Below are 17,853 nucleotides of genomic sequence, written 5' to 3'. Positions count from 1 at the left end.
GAACTTCAAAAAGGCGGTGCCTCCTGCGCCGCCTTTTTCGCGAGCCGATCGAGAAACCGGTTGCGCGCGGCAGGCAGGGCCTTGTCCGACAGCTCGGCGACGATCTTGGCAAGGAAGTGACCGGTGGTCTGTAATCCCTGCCCGATCTCTGTGAAATCCAAAGAGGACTGGCCGAGAAGACACTGCGGCAGCGGTAAAAGCCGGTCCGCCCAGTCGCCCGCCCCCTGCCGCGAGACGGCACGACCCGTCTTGGGCGAGACATAAATCAGATCGTCCGGCGAGCCGGTCACGGCACAGGACGAGAGGTCGAGACCGAAGCCCAGCTCCTCCAACAACGAGACCTCCCAATGCAGATAGGCCAAAGGCCACATCGGGTCGGTGCCGATGCGGTCGAACAGCGCGAGGCTGTCGACATAGAGATAGCCATGGGGTTCGCGCTCTGGCAAAAGCTGTGAGAGCATCGCGGTCATCGCCGTCATCCCGGCAAGCGCCATGGGATCATTCAGCACATGCGCGCGGCTTTTCACCGGCTCGAAAGTAAAGCTTCCGAGGTGATCCTCGATCCGCGCCTTCCAAGTGACCGCGACCTGCCCACCGGGCTGCAAATGCGGCGTCATCTTGCGCGAGATGCCCCCCCGTACTACCCCCGCGTGACGGCCGTGCTCCTGCGTAAACACCTCGACAATCACCGAGGTCTCGCCATGTTTGCGGACGGATAGAACCACCCCTTCATCGCGCCACTCGATCATGCGTCTTCCGGCTTTTCGTTGGCAAAAATACTCATAAAACACTGACCTGCGAAGGGCGCGGGGTCAATCACCGAGGCCCGGCTCATCCAAAAGCGTACGACCCAAACGGTCCTCCACCTCGATAATCCACAGATCGGGATCGAAAGATCGTTGTTTGGCGAGCGAAGCGTCTACCGCGCGTTCTTCGCCCTCGGCCAGAAGGCCCCATTCGCGGCGGTCTTCCATCAGGTTGAACTCGCGCTGAAACGCCTTGGCCTGCCCGTCCAGCGTGTTGAGCTTGACCATCACGGCGCCCGCCGTGGCGTCGCCTTTTTTCACCACAAAAGCCGGAATATCGGCAAGCCGCAGACGCGTCAGATAGGCCGAGACCCAGACATCTGCCGTCAGCCGCGCCATCAGTTGCCGTCTTTGAAATCGAGACCCATTTCGCCGTAGCGCTCGGCCTCTTCCAGCCAGTTCGGGCGCACTTTGACTTGCAAAAACAAATGCACCTTGCGACCCAGAAACTCCGCCAATTCCTCACGCGCGGCGCGTGAAATGCGTTTGATCGTTTCGCCACGCTTACCGAGAATGATGCCCTTGTGACCGTCACGCGACACGTAGATCACCTGATCGACGCGGGCGGAACCGTCCTTGCGCTCCTCCCATTGCTCGGTCTCGACGGTGAGCTGATAGGGCAGTTCCTGATGCAGGTTGAGGGTCAGCTTCTCGCGCGTGATCTCGGCGGCGATCATCCGCATCGGCAGATCGGCGATCTGATCCTCGGGATAGAGCCACGGCCCCTCCGGCAACTCGCGGGCGAGCCATTTGCGCAGATCGTCGACACCTTTGCCCTTCTCGGCGGAGATCATGAAAGTCTCCACGAAGCTGCGGCGTTCGTTCATGTCCTTGGCCAGGGCGAGGAGTTTCTCCACGTCCACCATGTCGATCTTATTGATCGCCAAGGCGATTTTCTGTTTCGGGTTCGAATGCTCGTCGAGCGCGGCCAGAATGGCCTCGACGCCTTCGGTGATGCCTTTGTGCGCCTCGATCAGCAACACGACGACATCGGCATCCGCAGCGCCGCCCCAGGCGGCAGAGACCATGGCGCGGTCCAGCCGACGTTTGGGTTTGAAAATCCCCGGCGTGTCGACGAAGACGATCTGGCTGTCGCCTTCCATCGCAACGCCGCGAATGCGGGCGCGTGTGGTCTGCACCTTATGGGTGACAATCGATACCTTGGCCCCGACCATACGGTTCAGAAGGGTGGATTTCCCGGCATTGGGTTCGCCGATCAGGGCAACAAAGCCCGCCCGGGTGGTCTCAGCCATGTGCGGCCTCCAGTTTTTGCAAAAGCGCCTTGGCGGCGGCTTGTTCGGCTTGTCGTTTGGAATTCGCCTCGGAGCGCTCCGCCTCGCCGCTTTCCAACGTCACCTCGATGGTGAACACCGGCGCATGATCCGGGCCCTTGCGGGAGACCTCGGTGTATTTCGGCGGCTTCTGCCCCCGAGCCTGCGCCCATTCCTGAAGCGCGGTTTTCGGATCGCGGGCGTCATCCTCGACCCGGTCGATGCGTTTGCCCCAAAGCCTGCGCACCAGAGCCTTCGCCACATCGAACCCGGCATCGCGGTAGACTGCGGCGATCACCGCCTCCATGGCGTCGGCGAGCAACGCCTCTTTGCGGCGCCCGCCCGACATCATCTCGGACCGGCCCAGCTTCAACACGGCGCCAAGGTCGATCTGGCGGGCCACGTCGGCACAGGTTTCCTTGCGCACCAGCGCGTTGAACCGGGGCGCGAGCTGACCTTCGGAGGCGGATTTGTCGGCCTCGAACAAAGCCTCCGCCATGGTCAGGCCCAGAACACGGTCGCCCAGGAATTCGAGACGCTGGTTGTCGGGACGGGTCGGCGAGGAGATCGAGCTGTGGGTGAGTGCGCGCAGAAGCAGTTCGGGCTGAGAGAACTCATGCCCGAGCCGCGCCTGGAACGCCTGGATATCGGCGGAGATCTTCACTGCAGCGCCTTGAAGAAACGGTCTTTGCGCCAGGTCCAGAAATAGACCAGACGTTTACCGGCTGCGGAGAACATCACGCGGTTGACCTTGCCCAGGAGGTATTCTTCGGGGACGAAACCGACACCGCGCGCCGATGGGGCCAGACGGCTGTCGGCGGAGTTGTCACGGTTGTCGCCCATGAAGAAGTAATTGCCTGCGGGCACGGTGTAGACCGCCGTGTTGTCGAGCGAGATGTCGCGGATGTTCAGGACCGAATGCTGACGCCCGCCGGGCAGTGTTTCGATGTATTTTTCCTTGATGCAATCGCCGCCTTCGCCGGGCGTGTTTGCACAGGCCGGGAAATGACCCGCGGCCCCCTGTCTTTCATAGGTCTCGACGAACACACCATCGGGCGTCTGCGGCACTTCCTCGCCATTGAGGAAGATCACCCCATCACGAAGCTGCACCTGATCGCCCGGCAGGCCGATCAGGCGTTTGACGAAGGTGCGGTGCTCGGTCGGATGTTCGAAGACGACGATGTCGCCGCGCTCAGGCTCGGAGCCGAGGATGCGGCCGGAAATCGGGCAGAGGAAATTCACGATCTTCGGACAGGACCATTGCGAATAGCCGTAGCTCATCTTGTTGACGAAGAGGAAATCCCCGATCAACAGCGTGTCCTTCATCGAAGACGAGGGAATAAAGAAGGGCTGAAAGAAGAAGGTGCGGAAAATCCCCGCGATCAACAGCGCATAGACCACTGTTTTGACGGTTTCGGTCAGGCTGTCCTTGGCGCTGCTCATCTGCTCTTCCTTTGGGGAACGGTTTTACCTTCTGCGGGATATGAAAGGCGCACGGAGGGGAGTCAAGGCAAACGCCCGTGAAGGCGGGGTTTTCGGGGTTATTCCGCGATCGGACGGGCCTCGATCACCACAAACGCCTGCGCCCAGGGGTGATCGTCGGTGAGCGTGACATGGATGATCGCCTCGTGCCCCGGCGGCGTCATCTCGTCGAGACGCTCTTTCGCCCAGCCCGTGACCTCCATCACCGGCTGCCCGGTACGCAGGTTCTTGACCGCCATGTCCTTCCACGAGATGCCCATGGCCAGTCCGGTGCCCAGCGCCTTGGAACAGGCTTCCTTGGCGGCCCAGCGCTTGGCATAGGTGCCCGCGACATCGCGGCGGCGTTCGGCCTTGGCCTGTTCGATCTCGGTGAACACACGGTTCTTGAAGCGCTCGCCAAAGCGGTCGAGCGTCGCGGAAATGCGGTCGATATTGGCGAGATCGGAGCCGATGCCGAGGATCATTCGACGCGAACCTCTTCGGAGACGAGAAGATCGGGCGCGCTTTGATCAATCCGCACGGTGAGGGTCACGGGCAGGGCCTCCTCCCCTTCATAGCGTTCCCCCGGCAGGTCCAGCGTCAGGCCCGTCGCGGGATCGTAATGCGCATTCAGCCCCGCGAAATCGAGCGAGAGATAGCCCATGTCTTGCGCCGCAGAGATCACATGGCACTGACGTTCGCCCAGCGCCGTGTAAGGCGGGGTCAGGATCAGGAGATGAAACGCGGCGGCTGCCGGTTCGACCGTGTCGAGCAGGGCCACGCGGATCGCGCCATTGGCGAAACTGCGGCTGTTGTCTTCCCAGGGCTCGACAAGAGCCGCGCTTGAGGCGCGCCAGTCGCAAGGCGCGATCTCCGCGGCAAAGGCGGGAGAGGCGACAAGGGGAAGGAGCAGAGCGAGCCGTTTCATACCGGTCAACCTATCCTGATGGAAACGCCAGACAAACGGCAAACTCAACCCTGCGACTTTGCGCGTTTCTTCGCGTCCGCCTTGAGCCAGTTCTTAGCGCTTTGGGCAAAGAACCAACCGCTGGCATAATAGACCACAAGAAGAAGCAGGACCGACAGAACGACCAGAGGCACAATCGCCATCGGATTGCGCAACTCCGGAATCGTGAATAACAAGCCCAGAAAGACAAGCGCACCAAACGCCAGATTGACCAGCGTCGCCATCCGGGCAAAGGCACGTTTCTCTGCTTTCTCAGGCACATGCCCCTCTTTCCTGGCGAAGAAATTCCCCTCGAAAGAGGCTGCCCCGATGACGGCGGCAATCCCGGCGGCGGTGCCGCCATTGAGCCCCAGCAGGTTCTCCAGAAGCGCAAGAACAATTCCGACCAGGATGGAGAGGCCAATCAGGATTCCCGTATAACGCAACACTTTCATCTCTTTACCCTTTCGACTTAACCCGCGCGCACCTCGTCCATCAGGCGCCGCATTTCCTGAATCGCCGGGATGATACCGCGGAAAATCGCCTCGCCAATGAGGAAATGGCCGATGTTCAGTTCGGCGATTTCCGGCAGGGCAGCAATGGGTTGCACGGTGTCATAGGTCAGACCGTGACCGGCATGGACCTCAAGCCCCAGCGAATGCGCAAAGGCCGCCATGTCCGTCAGGCGCTTGAGTTCGTCGTCTCGCTCGGCAAATTTGCCCTCCGCATGAAGATCGCAATAGGCGCCGGTGTGCAGTTCGACGACGGCGGCGCCGATGCGATGCGCGGCTTCGATCTGTGGCTGGTCAGCGGCGATGAAGATCGACACGCGAGAGCCCGCATCGCGCAGAGGCGCAATGAAATGCGCCAGCCGGTTTTCCTCGCGTGCCACTTCAAGCCCGCCTTCGGTGGTGCGCTCCTCGCGCTTCTCGGGCACGAGACAGATCGCATGCGGTTTGTGACGCAGGGCAATTTTCTGCATCTCGTCGGTGGCAGCCATCTCGAGGTTCAAGGGCACCGACAGGTTCGACACCAGCGCCTCAATGTCGGTATCGGTGATGTGGCGGCGGTCTTCGCGCAAATGGGCGGTGATGCCATCGGCCCCCGCCTCTTCGGCAAGTTTCGCGGCACGCACCGGGTCCGGGTAGGCCGAGCCGCGCGCATTGCGCACGGTGGCGACGTGGTCGATGTTCATGCCAAGACGGAGTTTCCCACTCATGATCCTATTCCCAGACGGTTTGCGTGTGGCCGGACCATAGCGCGCGGGCCGGGAAAGAAAACCGACAAATGCGAATGGCTTCGATCAAGGCTTGTGCGCGGTTTTCCTGGCCTGCTTCTTGCGGCGCAGCTCTTCGAGCTTGGCCTTGAGCTTGCCGCGACGCCGCGCCTGATAGGCGGTGATCATCGGCAGGGTGACATAATAGGCCGCAAGCCCCGCAATGAGACCGGGAATGATGCCGCCCACGAGATAGGGAAAGAAGATCTCGTGCAGAAAACGGATCAGCGCGTCCCAGTTGCTGTCACGATCGGTGAAAAGCGCGAGGAAATTGCGCCAGAAATCGTCGGCGGCATCAAAAAACTTGCCGATGAAACTGCGCTCGTGATGCGGATCGAACCGGGTGCCCAAGAGGAAATGCCCCATCTTGAGCGAGATCACCCCGATCGGCACATAGGTCAGCGGGTTGCCGACGAAGGTCGCGAGCAAGGCGGCGATCACATTGCCGCGCATCAGCTTGGCCAGAAGCGCCGCGATGATGAAATGCAGACCGAAGAACGGGGTGAAGACGGTAAAGACGCCAGCGAAAACGCCCCGGGCGATTTTGTGTGGCGTGTCGGGAAGACGGTGCAGCCGGTGTTTCATGTATTGCACGGCCCGCCCCCAGCCGCGCTTCGGCCAGAGGGCTTGCGCCAGCCATTGCTGCGGCGTCAGCTTATCCCGGCGTTTGAAAACCAACGTCTCTCCCGTGGCCGCTCAGGGCCGCCTGTCCAAGTTCCTGTACCGGCGCACCCGTGCCACATCACTTTCCGCCTCGAGCGCCAGCATCACCGCATGGAGATGCTCGACGTCCCGCAGGTCCACATCGACAATCAGCCGGTAGAAATCGGGCTTGCGATCCTCGAAGCGCAGGTCCGAGATATTTGCCTTTTGCTCGCCGATCAGCGTACAGATCCGCCCGAGCACCCCGGTGTCGTTCGAGATCGTGATGTCGAGCGAAACGGTATACTCCGGCGCATGCGGCCCGGAATGCCATTGCAGGTCGATCCAGCGGTTGGTCTCGGTCTCAAGCTCCTCGAGCGAGGGGCAGTCGATGGCGTGGATCACCACGCCCTTGCCGCGATAGGTGATACCGACGATGCGTTCGCCCGGAACCGGTTGGCAACATTGCGCACGGTTGTAGCTTTCGCCCTCGGAGAGGCCCAGAACCGCACGTTTCGAATCGATGGCTGAGCTTTCGCGCACCAGCTCCGGATAGACCGTGCGCACCACGTCGGAGGCGGCAAGCTCGGCAGACCCGAGCCGGGCCAGAAGCTCTTCGGCAGAGCCCAGAGACATCTGTTTCGCAGCCGTCGCCAGAGCCTTCTCGGACGCTTTCTTGCCAACATGCTCAAACGCCACGCGGGCCAGTTCGCGGCCCAGTTTGACGAAGCGTTCGCGGTCCTCTTCGCGCAGGGACTTGCGGATCGCCGCCTTGGCGCGACCGGTCACGACGATGTCAAGCCAGGTGCCCTGCGGACGCTGGCCCTCGGCCGTGAGAATTTCCACCGACTGGCCGTTTTTCAGCCGGGTCCAGAGCGGTACACGGATGCCGTCCACCTTGGCGCCCACGCAACTGTCGCCGATGCGGGTGTGGATCGAATAGGCGTAATCCAGTGGCGTTGCACCTTTCGGCAGGGACACCACCTCGCCCTTCGGCGTGAAGGTGAAGACCTTGTCGGAATACATCTCCAGCTTGACGTGCTCGAGGAATTCGGAGTGATCCTCCGCATTCTCGAAGCGCTCTGTGAGGCTGGCCAGCCATTTCGCCGGATCGACGGCAAAGGGGTTCTGCGCCCGCACACCGTCGCGATAGGACCAGTGCGCGGCCACGCCACTTTCGGCAACTTCGTGCATCTGCCGGGTGCGGATCTGCACCTCGACACGTTTGCCGTCGCGTCCCGACACGGTGGTGTGGATCGACCGGTAACCGTTGGATTTCGGCTGGGAGATGTAATCTTTGAACCGGGTCGGCACGGCGCGCCAGCGCTGGTGGATCACACCGAGGACACGGTAGCAATCCATCTCGGATCGGGTGATGACACGGAAACCGTAAATGTCGGAGAGACGGGAGAAACTCTGTTGCTTCTCCTCCATCTTGCGCCAGATCGAATAGGGTTTCTTGGCCCGTCCGAACACGTCGGCGTCGATGTCCTCGCGCTCCAACTCGGCACGGATGTCATTGGTGATCTTGTGAATCACATCGCCGGTTTCGCGTTGCAGCGTGATGAAGCGGCGGATGATCGAGTTGCGCGCCTCCGGGTTGATGACGCGGAAAGACAGATCCTCCAACTCCTCGCGCATCCATTGCATCCCCATGCGGCCCGCCAGAGGCGCATAGATGTCCATGGTCTCGCGCGCTTTCTGGAGCTGTTTCTCCGGGCGCATCGACTTGATCGTCCGCATGTTGTGCAGACGGTCGGCGAGTTTGACGAGGATCACCCGCAGGTCCTTCGACATCGCCATGAACAGCTTGCGGAAGTTTTCCGCCTGTTTGGTCTCTGTCGAGGAGAGTTGCAGGTTGGTAAGCTTCGTCACCCCATCGACCAGCTCCGCGATCTCTTCACCGAACTTGCGCGCGACCTCCTGATAAGAGGCGCGGGTGTCTTCGATCGTGTCGTGGAGAAGTGCCGTGATGATCGTCGCATCGTCGAGCGATTGCTCGGTCAGGATGGCGGCCACGGCGACGGGATGGGTGAAATAGGGCTCCCCGGAGCGGCGGAACTGCCCCTCATGCATCTCGCGCCCGTAGGCATAGGCCTCGCGGATCAGATCGGCATTTGTCTTGGGGTTGTAGTTGCGGACCAGTGCGATCAGGTCTTCGACGTCGATCATTTTGGTCCGCGAACTCCGTGGATTGGGGCCATAGGGCCCCGCATCTTAGTTTTGACCCTGCGCTTCCATCAGCGCGCGCAGCAGTTTCTCTTCGGACATGTCGTCCTCGACCGGCTTGTCGGCCTCTTGCCCCATGAGAAGCGCCATCTGATCGTCTTCCGGCTCATCGACCTCGATCTGGGTCTGATGGCTTTCGATCATCCGCTCGCGCAGCGCGTCGGCGGATTGGGTTTCCTCGGCGATCTCGCGCAGAGCGACGACCGGGTTCTTGTCGTTGTCGCGATCCACGGTCAGCGAGGAGCCTGCGGCGATTTCGCGGGCACGGTGTGCGGCGAGCATCACGAGCTCGAAGCGGTTCGGAACCTTGTCGACGCAATCTTCAACGGTCACGCGGGCCATGGGATCTCCAATCGTTCAGACGGGGGGTGCAATTCAAAGGCTCTATTTAGGCGCTCCCCCCGCCCTTGACAAGCGCCCTTTCCACTCATTCTACCCCTATTCGGGCAGGATTTCGAGGCCTGCGAGGGGTTTCACCTCGGATTTCTCCACCTCGGGACGGGACGCGAGCATCTCCGCCACGGTTTGTCCGAGGATCGGGTGACGCCAGTCGGGCGCGAGATCGGCGAAGGGAATCAGCATGAAAGCCCGGTCCTGAATGCGCGGATGCGGCAGGATCAGTTGGTCCGGGGCGCGCACGCTCTGCTCGGCCAAAGGCAGTGTGATCCAACTGTTCACAGAAGCGATGTCGGGCAGAACCTCGTCCTCCACCGCCATCAGATCGAGATCGATCGGACGCCCGGCCCAGCGGATCTTGCGCACCCGGCCGAAGGAATGCTCAACCTCATGGAGACGGGCAAGAAGCGCCTCCGGGGCGAGGCTTGTCTCGATCTCGGCGGCGAAATTGATGTAATCCGGCCCAGCCCCTTTCGGGAAACAGGGGGTCTCGTAAATGCCGCTCACCGCCGTGATCGCAAGATCTGCGTCCTTCAAATCGCGCACAGCCGCGCGCAATGTCTCGATCGGCGCGCCGGCGGTCGACGGCAGATTCGCCCCAAACGCAATCCATGCGCGCCTTTTTGCCCAGTTGTCGGTTTGTTTACCCACCTGACCCGTTCGCCCTATATATTTAGACAAGTGTTGATTTGGCCGGTTTCATACTATTTCACTGTGCAGAAAGCCAAGAACAACTGACGTGCCGCGTCCAGCGGTCGTCCAAAAAAGACAAGATAAAAGGACCTTTAGATGTTTTACAAAGATGAACGGCTTGCCTTGTTCATCGATGGTTCGAATCTTTATGCGGCAGCGAAATCGCTTGGATTCGATATCGATTACAAACTTCTCCGACAGGAATTCATGCGTCGCGGCAAACTTCTGCGCGCTTTTTACTACACCGCCCTTCTGGAAAACGACGACTATTCGCCGATCCGTCCGCTGGTCGACTGGCTGAACTACAACGGGTTCACCATGGTCACGAAGCCCGCCAAGGAGTTCACCGACTCGATGGGTCGCCGCAAGATCAAGGGCAACATGGACATCGAGCTCGCGGTGAATGCGATGGAGCTTGCGCCCCATGTCGATCACATCGTGATCTTCTCCGGCGACGGCGATTTCCGCCCGCTGGTCGAAAGCCTGCAACGCCAGGGCGTGCGCGTCTCCGTGGTCTCCACGATCAAGACCCAGCCGCCGATGATCGCCGATGAGCTGCGCCGCCAGGCCGACAATTTCATCGAGCTGAACGATCTCAAGGATGTGATCGGGCGCCCGCCGCGCGAGCCGCGCGACGACGACAGCTACGAGAACTGATCCCGAAAGCCCCCTTCCCCGAGGGGGCTTTTGCTTTCCCGGTCGTTGCACTCGGACACGTTCGCCGCTACCTCTGAAAAAGATCAGGAGCGCGCCATGACCGATACGACCCCCATGACCGAAACCACCCCCAAGCCCCCGTTGACCCTCTACCTCGCCGCCCCGCGCGGGTTCTGCGCCGGTGTCGACCGTGCGATCAAGATCGTCGAAATGGCGATCGAGAAATGGGGTCCGCCGGTCTATGTCCGTCATGAGATCGTCCACAACAAATTCGTTGTCGACGGTCTCAAGGCCAAGGGCGCGATCTTCGTCGAGGAACTGAGCGACTGTCCCGATGACCGCCCGGTGATCTTTTCCGCCCATGGCGTGCCGAAAGCCATACCGGCAGAGGCCGCCAAGCGCGAGATGGTCTATGTCGACGCCACCTGTCCGCTGGTGTCCAAGGTCCACATCGAGGCGGAGCGCCATCACGCCGACGGGCTTCAGATGATCATGATCGGTCATGCCGGCCACCCGGAGACCATCGGCACCATGGGGCAATTGCCCGAGGGCGAGGTTCTTCTGGTCGAAACGCCCGACGATGTGCCGGGGCTTGAGGTGCGTGATCCGGAGCGGATGGCCTTTATCACCCAGACGACATTGTCGGTGGATGATACGGTCGATGTGATCGCAGCGCTACGCGCGCGCTTCCCGAATATTGTCGGCCCACACAAGGAAGACATCTGTTATGCCACAACCAACCGGCAGGCGGCGGTCAAAGCGATTGCCTCACATATCGACGCCCTTCTGGTGATCGGGGCACCCAACAGTTCGAACAGCAAACGTCTGGTCGAAGTGGGCAAGGCCAATGGCTGCGCCTATTCCCAACTTGTGCAACGCGCGCCCGACATCGACTGGCGCGCGCTCGAAGGCATTACTTCTGTCGGCATCACCGCGGGCGCTTCAGCCCCCGAGGTGCTGGTCAACGAGGTGATCGACGCCTTTCGCGACCGGTACGATGTAACTGTCGATCTGGTGGAAACCGCGCAGGAAAACGTCGAATTCAAAGTGCCCCGTGTGCTGCGGGAGCCTGCATGAGCGGGGGCGATCCGACCATTGCGATCTACGATGCCCAGGCCGGGGCCTATGCTGCTCGCAATGCCGAGCTTTTTGAATTGCCGCAGGCGCAAGCCTTCGCAAACAAACTCCCCGAAGCCGCGCGTATTCTCGATTTCGGCTGCGGACCCGGACAATATTCCGGCTGGTTCGCCAACCAGGGATTTCACGTCGATGCCTGGGACGCATCCGCAGAAATGCTGCGCCTTGCTGCACAGCATAAGGGCATTATCACCCGTCTGGCACGGCTCAACGAGCTGTCCGAGACAGGCCGTTTTGATGGCGTCTGGGCCAATTTCAGCCTGCTCCATGCCGAACGCGCCGACCTGCCCGATCTGCTCACCCGCATTCACCATGCCTTGACGCCCAGCGGTGTGTTTCACATTGCAATGAAGCTCGGCACGGGCGCGGGACCGGACAAGATCGGGCGCTATTACACCTATTATGGTGAGGCCGAACTTGAGGACCTGCTCAGTGCAGCGGGCTTCAAGATCATGGAGAAACACCTGTTTGACGGTGTGGGGCTTGACGGCACAGCCGGGCACTATATCACCCTGCTTTGTCATGGCTGAATTCTACGCATATACCGACGGAGCCTGCTCTGGAAATCCCGGCCCGGGGGGCTGGGGGGCCTTGTTGCAGGCAAAGGACGGCGACACGGTCGTCAAGGAACGCGAGCTCAAGGGCGGCGAGGCGGAGACCACGAACAACCGCATGGAGTTGCTCGCGGCGATCTCGGCGCTCGAAACCCTCGGGCGACCGACCGCGATCACCATCGTCACCGACAGCGCCTATGTGAAAAACGGTGTCACCGGCTGGATTCACGGCTGGAAGCGCAACGGTTGGAAGACTGCGGCCAAGAAACCCGTGAAGAATGTCGATCTTTGGCAACGTATTGATGAGGCGCAAAAGCGGCATGATGTGACCTGGGAATGGGTCAAGGGCCACGCCGGGCATCCCGAAAACGAGCGCGCCGATGAGTTGGCCCGCGCGGGTATGGCGCCGTTCAAAAAGGGTGCCACATGACACCTCTGGCGGCCCTCGATTACGCCTCGGTCATCGTCTTTGCGATTTCCGGCGCTTTGGCCGCCTCCCGTGCTCAACTTGATCTCGTCGGATTCGCTTTCGTCGCCTGTCTGACCGCCGTGGGCGGGGGCACATTGCGCGATGTGCTGCTCAACCGAGATGCGGTGTTCTGGATCGCCGATCCGACCTATATCGTCATCGCCTGCCTTGTCGCGGCCGTTGTGTTTTTTACCGCGCACCTCTTTGAGAGCCGACAGAAAGCGCTGCTCTGGGCCGATGCGGTGGCGCTTTCCGTCGCCGTGGTGGCGGGTGCGGGGGTCGCGCTCAAGCTCGGTCAACCACCAGTGATCGTCGCCCTGATGGGGGTTGCGACCGGATGCTTTGGCGGCATGATGCGGGACGTGGTGTGCAATGAAGTGCCGTTGATCCTCAAGCACGGTGAACTTTATGCCTCGGCGGCGCTGGCCGGTCCGCTGGCGCTGCTTCTTGCATCTCATTTTGAGTTATCGCGCTTTTTGGGCTTTGCAATCTGCGCGATTGTGACATTCATTCTGCGCGCGGGCAGCCTCGCCTGGGGCTGGTCCCTGCCCGTCTACAAATCGCGACCACCGAAGAACTGAGGCGTCACACCTTGATGTACCAGGTTGCCGCCACTGCGAGGCAACACGCGACAAGCCAGCCTCCGGGGCGGAACATCAGCCAGAGCGCAAGGCTGAACAGGATGCGCGCAATCATGCCGGGGATGGAGAGAAGCCAGATCATTTCCGGGCACTCAGCGCTTTCCACACCCAGATCAGCAGCATCGCACCCAGGATCGCGCCGACGAAACCGGCAGCCACGCCGGAGAGCATCAACAGGAAACGCAGCACCAGCCCGCCGATCAAGGCACCGAACATACCGATGACCACGGTGGTGACCAGGTCGGTTTTCAGATCCATGATGCGGGTCGCGATAAAGCCCGCAGCGGCCCCGACGATGATCAGAAAGAGAACCGGCATGAGATCAGCGCCTCCGCCAATGGGTCGGCACGATGAGCAGCGCGCCGATTGAGGAGGCGATGGCATTCAGCCCCGGAGAGCCGAATCCGATGCCGAACATCAGCCGGATGAAATAGGCCAGAAACGCGCCACCAACGCAGATGATGATTGAGGGCAGGATGCCGTTGCGGGTGAAGCCGGTCCGCTCGCTGGCATAGCCGACGATGCCCGCGATCACGATGGTGCCGATCATCACTGGAAACATGGCTTTGCCCTCACTCGAACCGGCTACCCTCCGGCAGATCCAGCCCTTTCAAAATCTCCGCCACCGGCATAGCACGTTTGCCCTCGCGCTGCGCGGTGAGAATCTCGACGGCGGCGTCACCGCAAGCGATCGTGAAGGTGCCAATCACCTCGCCGGGAGTACCCTTGCCGTCGACCAGACGCGACATATGGAATTTGATCCGCTCGCCGTTCAGCGTGGCCCATGCGCCCGGAAAGGGCGAGAGGCCACGGATTTGCCGGTCGATTTCAACCGCCGGACGGGTCCAGTCGATCTTGGCCTCGGCTTTGTCAATCTTCTTGGCGTAGGTGACGCCGTCCTCCGGCTGCGGCTCCGGGACGAGTTGAACAAGCGTGTCAAGCGCCACGGTGATCGCATCCGCGCCCATCTCCGACAGGCGGTCATGCAGGATTGCGGTGGTATCCTCCGCCGTGATCTCGGTTTCCTGCCGCAGCAAAACGGGGCCGGTGTCGAGCCCCGCCTCCATCTGCATGATGCAGACGCCGGTCTTGTCGTCGCCTTCGAGGATCGCGCGATGGATCGGTGCGGCGCCCCGCCAACGCGGCAGGAGAGAGGCATGGATGTTGAGACAGCCCCGTTTGGGCGCATCGAGAATGCTCTGCGGCAACAGCAGACCATAGGCCACGACCACGGCAATCTCGGCATTCAGCGCCGCGAAGTCGGCGACATCCGCCGGGTCTTTGAAATTCACCGGATGGCGCACCGGCAGGCCAAGCTCCTCGGCGCGGGCTTGCACCGGGGTCGGGCGATCTTTCTTGCCGCGCCCCGCCGGACGCGGCGGCTGGCAATAGACGCAGGCGATCTCATGGCCCGCCTCGACCAGCGCGTCGAGCACCGGAACCGAAAACTCGGGGCTGCCCATGAAAACGATCTTCATTTCATCGCTCCGGTTTTCTTGGCCTTTTTCAGGAACATCTGACGCTTCACCGGCTTGAGATTGTCGAAATACATCTTGCCGTTCAGGTGGTCGATCTGGTGCTGCACCGAAGTCGCCCAGAGGCCGACGAAATCGCGCTCTTCCACCTCGCCCTCCTCGTTGAGAAACCGCACGGTGACAGCGCGCGGGCGGGAGATCACGGCGGCCATGCCGGGCAGGTTCGGCGAGGCTTCCTCGTGTTCGCGCGGCTGCACGGAGGCATGGAGCACTTCGGGATTGGCAAACTTGATCGCCTTGCCGCGCTCCTCCGAACAATCGACCACGGCCAATTGTTGCATCACGCCGATCTGCGGTCCGGCAAGACCGTAGCCCGGCATCGCGTCCATGGTCTCGACCATATCGGCCCAGATCGCGCGGATCTCGTCGGTGATCGCCTCGACCGGCGGCACCTTGGTTTTCAGGCGCTTGTCGGGATAGGGCACGAAGGGGCGGATGGTCATGCGTAAATCTCCTCGAGACGGGCGCGGGTCTTGGCGTCGAGCCGGTCGAAATGCACAAGTCCGTCGAGATGGTCGTATTCGTGCTGAATAATGCGCGCCTCGGCCCCGCTCATCTCGCGCGTGTGGCGCAAACCGTCGAGATCGGTCCATGAGAGCGTGATGCGCGCGGGGCGGGTGACGGTCGCGGTGATACCGGGGATCGAAAGACAGCCCTCGTCCATTTCGCAAGTGTCCTCAGACAGGTCGGTGATCTCGGGATTGATTGCGGCGAGAGGGGATTTCTCCCCTTCCTTCCACGTCGCATCCATCACGAAAAGCCGCAGCATCGCGCCAACCTGCGGCCCTGCGAGGCCCCGGCCGGGGGCGTTATACATCGTGTCGAACATGTCGGCCACCAAGGCGCGGATGTCCGCAGTGATCTCGGCAACCGGCGCGCAGGACGTGCTCAGCCGCGCATCCGGCCAGAGCAGGATCTCGCGCAGCGCCATCAGAGACGAGCCTTCTCGCGTTTGAACTTCTGCATCTTGCGGGTGATCATCTGACGCTTCAAAGGCTTGAGATAGTCGATGAACAGAACCCCGTCGAGATGGTCGATCTCATGCTGCACACAGGTCGCCCAAAGCTCGTCGAACTCCTGTTCATGCGCCTTGCCTTCAACGTCCTGCCATTTGACGCGCACCATTTTCGGGCGTTCCACCTCGGCATATTGGCCGGGGATGGAGAGACAGCCCTCCTCATAGACGTTCCGCTCGTCGCTTTTCCACGTCACCTCGGGGTTCACCAGAACCATCGGCTCCGGCCCGGCCTTGGTGTCCTTGGCGCAATCCATCACGAGCATACGTTTGATCAGCCCGACCTGCGGCGCGGCCAGACCGATACCGGGCGCATCGTACATGGTCTCGAGCATATCGTCGGCAAACCGTGCGAGATCCTTGTCAAACTCGGTGACGGGATCGCAATGCTTTTTCAGACGCGGGTCGGGGTGAATGAGGATCGGTTTCAGTGTCATGCCCTGCATGTAATCCCTGTGCCGATGCCGCGCAACTGTGCAGCGCCGAAAACGCGCAGCCCCATCTGCAGGATTTTCGGTTTTCCTTCGGCCAAGGGGGCGATTAGGCTCGCGGACAATGATTTCAGGGAGCCTTCCATGACCAATCCGCTGTTCGACCCGATCATCAACCGCTTCGGCACCCATTGCGCCAAATGGGATATGATGGAAAAGATCTATGGCGTCCCCGCCGAGGACGGCATCGCCATGTGGGTCGCGGATATGGATTTCCACCCGCCTGCCGTGGTGCAGAAGGCACTGGAGAACATGACTGCGCATGGGGTCTATGGCTATTTCGGCGATGAGCGCGAGTATCACGCCGCCATTCAATGGTGGATGAAAAATCGCCATGGTTGGGAGATCGACCCGACGTGGATCTTCACCACGCATGGGTTGGTGAACGGCACAGCGCTCTGCATCGACGCGTTTAGCGAGCCCGGCGACGGCATCGTCCTGATGACACCCGTTTATCATGCGTTCAGCCGGGTAATCAAAGCCGCCGGGCGCGAGATCGTCGAATGCCCACTGGCACTTGAGAGCGGCAGATACGTCATGGATTTCGATGCCTGGGATGCGCAGATGACCGGCACGGAAAAGATGCTGATCCTCTGCTCGCCGCACAATCCCGGCGGGCGCGTCTGGACCCGTGTAGAGCTGGAGGGCGTGGCCGCGTTCTGCAAACGCCATGACCTCATTCTGGTCTCCGACGAAATTCACCACGATCTGGTGATGCCCGGTCACACCCACACGCCGATGGCCCTGATCGAGGGCATCGCAGACCGGCTGATCATGATGTCGGCGACGACGAAGACCTTCAACATCGCCGGGACGCATTCGGGCAATGTGATCATCGCCGACGAGACATTGCGGGCAAAATTCGGCTCCCGCATGGCGGCCCTCGGCATTTCCGCGAACTCTTTCGGCCTTGAAATGGCCACCGCCGCCTATAGCCCGGAAGGGGCCGCCTGGGTCGACGAGCTGGTCGCCTATCTCGATGGCAACCGCCAGATTTTCGATGCTGCCATCGCGGACATCCCCGGCCTGACCTCCATGCCTCTGGAAGCCACCTATCTGGCCTGGGTCGATTTTTCCGGCACCGGCATGTCGCGCGAAGAGTTCACCGCGCGGGTCGAGAAAAGCGCGCATATCGCGCCGAACCACGGGCCGACCTTCGGCAAGGGTGGCGAGCTTTACCTGCGGTTCAACCTCGCCACCCCACGCAGCCTTGTCGAGACCGCCTGTTCCCGCCTCAAGGAGGCGTTCAGCGATCTTCAGTGATCAGCGGGGCAAAAGCGCGACCGGCGCGTCATCGGGCCGGTCGTAATCCAGAGGCGGCTTGTCCGTGGCACATGTGGCGCGCTTGAACTCGAAACTCATCTCGTGATCCTCTTCCTTGGAGGCCACGATCAGCGCCTGATAGAGATGTTTCGACCCGTCGAAGACATCGACCAAGCCACGCAAATGATCGGCATTGTCCCGGTCCAGAGCAAAGCCATTGTCCCATGTTCGCAGGATCGGATAGGTCGCATCCCCGACCTTCACCCGGAGCCGCGACCGCTTTTTCAGGTCACGTTTGCGGGCAAGTTCAAGCCCCTCAAGCACCTCTTTCGGCAAAACATCGGTCATGTCATCCTCCGTGACGGTCGTTC

Annotated in this window: 27 protein-coding genes; 6 read left to right on the top strand and 21 right to left on the bottom strand. The window is 61.2% G+C overall.

What is annotated here, in order from left to right; all coding sequences use genetic code 11:
* Positions 1-5 precede the first annotated feature (5 nt).
* The 13 genes from recO to folK form a co-directional block, all read right to left on the bottom strand.
* Positions 6-749 carry a DNA repair protein RecO gene (gene recO / locus NH195_RS13810; protein WP_066708001.1) on the bottom strand — a complete coding sequence of 248 codons (744 nt, stop codon included), beginning with the start codon at positions 747-749 and terminating at the stop codon, positions 6-8.
* 63 nt (positions 750-812) lie between these two features.
* On the bottom strand, positions 813-1,145 hold the full coding sequence (locus tag NH195_RS13805) for a DUF1491 family protein (RefSeq protein WP_066707999.1): 333 nt from the start codon (positions 1,143-1,145) through the stop codon (positions 813-815).
* Positions 1,145-2,059, bottom strand: coding sequence for a GTPase Era (gene era / locus NH195_RS13800; RefSeq protein WP_066707996.1), 915 nt, complete (start codon positions 2,057-2,059; stop codon positions 1,145-1,147). Before era ends, NH195_RS13805 begins: the two co-directional genes overlap by 1 nt.
* On the bottom strand, positions 2,052-2,741 hold the full coding sequence (gene rnc / locus NH195_RS13795; protein WP_066707994.1) for a ribonuclease III: 690 nt from the start codon (positions 2,739-2,741) through the stop codon (positions 2,052-2,054). The genes era and rnc overlap by 8 nt, the downstream gene beginning before the upstream one ends.
* On the bottom strand, positions 2,738-3,520 hold the full coding sequence (gene lepB, locus NH195_RS13790) for a signal peptidase I (RefSeq protein WP_066707992.1): 783 nt from the start codon (positions 3,518-3,520) through the stop codon (positions 2,738-2,740). Before lepB ends, rnc begins: the two co-directional genes overlap by 4 nt.
* Positions 3,521-3,618: 98 nt before the next feature.
* Positions 3,619-4,023, bottom strand: a complete 405-nt coding sequence (gene acpS, locus NH195_RS13785) for a holo-ACP synthase (RefSeq protein WP_066707988.1) — start codon at positions 4,021-4,023, stop codon at positions 3,619-3,621.
* Complete coding sequence (locus NH195_RS13780; RefSeq protein ID WP_066707985.1) at positions 4,020-4,466, bottom strand: hypothetical protein; 447 nt, start codon at positions 4,464-4,466, stop codon at positions 4,020-4,022. Before NH195_RS13780 ends, acpS begins: the two co-directional genes overlap by 4 nt.
* A 44-nt stretch (positions 4,467-4,510) precedes the next feature.
* The gene (locus tag NH195_RS13775; protein ID WP_066707982.1) at positions 4,511-4,939 is read right to left on the bottom strand and encodes an ABZJ_00895 family protein; all 429 of its coding nucleotides are present in this window, start codon (positions 4,937-4,939) and stop codon (positions 4,511-4,513) included.
* 17 nt (positions 4,940-4,956) lie between these two features.
* Positions 4,957-5,703: a pyridoxine 5'-phosphate synthase gene (locus NH195_RS13770; RefSeq protein ID WP_066707979.1), complete on the bottom strand. Its 747-nt coding sequence runs from the start codon at positions 5,701-5,703 to the stop codon at positions 4,957-4,959.
* Positions 5,704-5,787: 84 nt separating this feature from the next.
* On the bottom strand, positions 5,788-6,438 hold the full coding sequence (locus tag NH195_RS13765; protein ID WP_066707976.1) for a DUF2062 domain-containing protein: 651 nt from the start codon (positions 6,436-6,438) through the stop codon (positions 5,788-5,790).
* A gap of 18 nt (positions 6,439-6,456) precedes the next feature.
* On the bottom strand, positions 6,457-8,574 hold the full coding sequence (locus NH195_RS13760) for a RelA/SpoT family protein (protein WP_066707973.1): 2,118 nt from the start codon (positions 8,572-8,574) through the stop codon (positions 6,457-6,459).
* Between the two features lie 45 nt (positions 8,575-8,619).
* Entirely contained in the window at positions 8,620-8,973 is a 354-nt protein-coding gene (rpoZ, locus tag NH195_RS13755; protein WP_066707970.1) for a DNA-directed RNA polymerase subunit omega, read from the bottom strand.
* A 96-nt stretch (positions 8,974-9,069) separates the two neighbouring features.
* Positions 9,070-9,678 carry a 2-amino-4-hydroxy-6-hydroxymethyldihydropteridine diphosphokinase gene (gene folK, locus NH195_RS13750; RefSeq protein WP_066707967.1) on the bottom strand — a complete coding sequence of 203 codons (609 nt, stop codon included), beginning with the start codon at positions 9,676-9,678 and terminating at the stop codon, positions 9,070-9,072.
* A 138-nt stretch (positions 9,679-9,816) separates the two neighbouring features.
* Here folK and NH195_RS13745 point away from each other — a divergent pair, with 138 nt between their 5' ends.
* From NH195_RS13745 to NH195_RS13725, 5 genes are all read left to right on the top strand, one after another.
* A complete protein-coding gene (locus NH195_RS13745; protein ID WP_066707965.1) occupies positions 9,817-10,377 on the top strand; it encodes a LabA-like NYN domain-containing protein in 561 nt (186 codons plus the stop codon).
* Between the two features lie 96 nt (positions 10,378-10,473).
* Positions 10,474-11,454: a 4-hydroxy-3-methylbut-2-enyl diphosphate reductase gene (gene ispH, locus NH195_RS13740; protein ID WP_238379762.1), complete on the top strand. Its 981-nt coding sequence runs from the start codon at positions 10,474-10,476 to the stop codon at positions 11,452-11,454.
* Positions 11,451-12,044 carry a class I SAM-dependent DNA methyltransferase gene (locus NH195_RS13735; RefSeq protein WP_066707963.1) on the top strand — a complete coding sequence of 198 codons (594 nt, stop codon included), beginning with the start codon at positions 11,451-11,453 and terminating at the stop codon, positions 12,042-12,044. Before ispH ends, NH195_RS13735 begins: the two co-directional genes overlap by 4 nt.
* The gene (gene rnhA, locus NH195_RS13730; RefSeq protein ID WP_066707956.1) at positions 12,037-12,498 is read left to right on the top strand and encodes a ribonuclease HI; all 462 of its coding nucleotides are present in this window, start codon (positions 12,037-12,039) and stop codon (positions 12,496-12,498) included. The genes NH195_RS13735 and rnhA overlap by 8 nt, the downstream gene beginning before the upstream one ends.
* A complete protein-coding gene (locus NH195_RS13725) occupies positions 12,495-13,118 on the top strand; it encodes a trimeric intracellular cation channel family protein (RefSeq protein ID WP_066707952.1) in 624 nt (207 codons plus the stop codon). The genes rnhA and NH195_RS13725 overlap by 4 nt, the downstream gene beginning before the upstream one ends.
* A 4-nt stretch (positions 13,119-13,122) precedes the next feature.
* Here NH195_RS13725 and NH195_RS21245 read toward each other — a convergent pair whose 3' ends face one another.
* Genes NH195_RS21245 through def (NH195_RS13695) form a run of 7 tightly spaced genes read right to left on the bottom strand, consistent with a single transcriptional unit; the run spans position 13,123 to position 16,165 of the window.
* On the bottom strand, positions 13,123-13,260 hold the full coding sequence (locus tag NH195_RS21245; protein ID WP_155846179.1) for a hypothetical protein: 138 nt from the start codon (positions 13,258-13,260) through the stop codon (positions 13,123-13,125).
* Positions 13,257-13,496 (bottom strand): GlsB/YeaQ/YmgE family stress response membrane protein, encoded by a 240-nt coding sequence (locus tag NH195_RS13720; protein WP_066707948.1) that lies wholly within the window; start codon positions 13,494-13,496, stop codon positions 13,257-13,259. The genes NH195_RS21245 and NH195_RS13720 overlap by 4 nt, the downstream gene beginning before the upstream one ends.
* Before the next feature lie 4 nt (positions 13,497-13,500).
* Positions 13,501-13,740 (bottom strand): hypothetical protein, encoded by a 240-nt coding sequence (locus NH195_RS13715; protein WP_066707945.1) that lies wholly within the window; start codon positions 13,738-13,740, stop codon positions 13,501-13,503.
* Between the two features lie 10 nt (positions 13,741-13,750).
* The gene (gene fmt / locus NH195_RS13710; RefSeq protein WP_066707942.1) at positions 13,751-14,656 is read right to left on the bottom strand and encodes a methionyl-tRNA formyltransferase; all 906 of its coding nucleotides are present in this window, start codon (positions 14,654-14,656) and stop codon (positions 13,751-13,753) included.
* Positions 14,653-15,156, bottom strand: a complete 504-nt coding sequence (gene def / locus NH195_RS13705) for a peptide deformylase (RefSeq protein ID WP_066707939.1) — start codon at positions 15,154-15,156, stop codon at positions 14,653-14,655. The genes fmt and def (NH195_RS13705) overlap by 4 nt, the downstream gene beginning before the upstream one ends.
* Positions 15,153-15,644, bottom strand: coding sequence for a peptide deformylase (gene def / locus NH195_RS13700; RefSeq protein ID WP_066707936.1), 492 nt, complete (start codon positions 15,642-15,644; stop codon positions 15,153-15,155). Before def (NH195_RS13700) ends, def (NH195_RS13705) begins: the two co-directional genes overlap by 4 nt.
* Positions 15,644-16,165, bottom strand: a complete 522-nt coding sequence (gene def / locus NH195_RS13695; protein WP_066708059.1) for a peptide deformylase — start codon at positions 16,163-16,165, stop codon at positions 15,644-15,646. Before def (NH195_RS13695) ends, def (NH195_RS13700) begins: the two co-directional genes overlap by 1 nt.
* A gap of 138 nt (positions 16,166-16,303) precedes the next feature.
* Between def (NH195_RS13695) and NH195_RS13690 the strand changes: the two genes are divergently transcribed.
* Positions 16,304-17,482 (top strand): MalY/PatB family protein, encoded by a 1,179-nt coding sequence (locus tag NH195_RS13690; protein WP_066707933.1) that lies wholly within the window; start codon positions 16,304-16,306, stop codon positions 17,480-17,482.
* On the opposite strand, the gene NH195_RS13685 is transcribed toward NH195_RS13690, so the two are convergent.
* A complete protein-coding gene (locus NH195_RS13685) occupies positions 17,483-17,830 on the bottom strand; it encodes a hypothetical protein (RefSeq protein WP_066707930.1) in 348 nt (115 codons plus the stop codon).
* Between the last annotated feature and the right edge of the window lie 23 nt (positions 17,831-17,853).

The organism is Celeribacter ethanolicus, assembly GCF_001550095.1.
In the GTDB taxonomy this organism is placed as follows: Bacteria; Pseudomonadota; Alphaproteobacteria; order Rhodobacterales; family Rhodobacteraceae; genus Celeribacter; species Celeribacter ethanolicus.
Note: the sequence above shows the minus strand (reverse complement) of the source record. Positions and strands in the feature narration are given on the sequence as shown.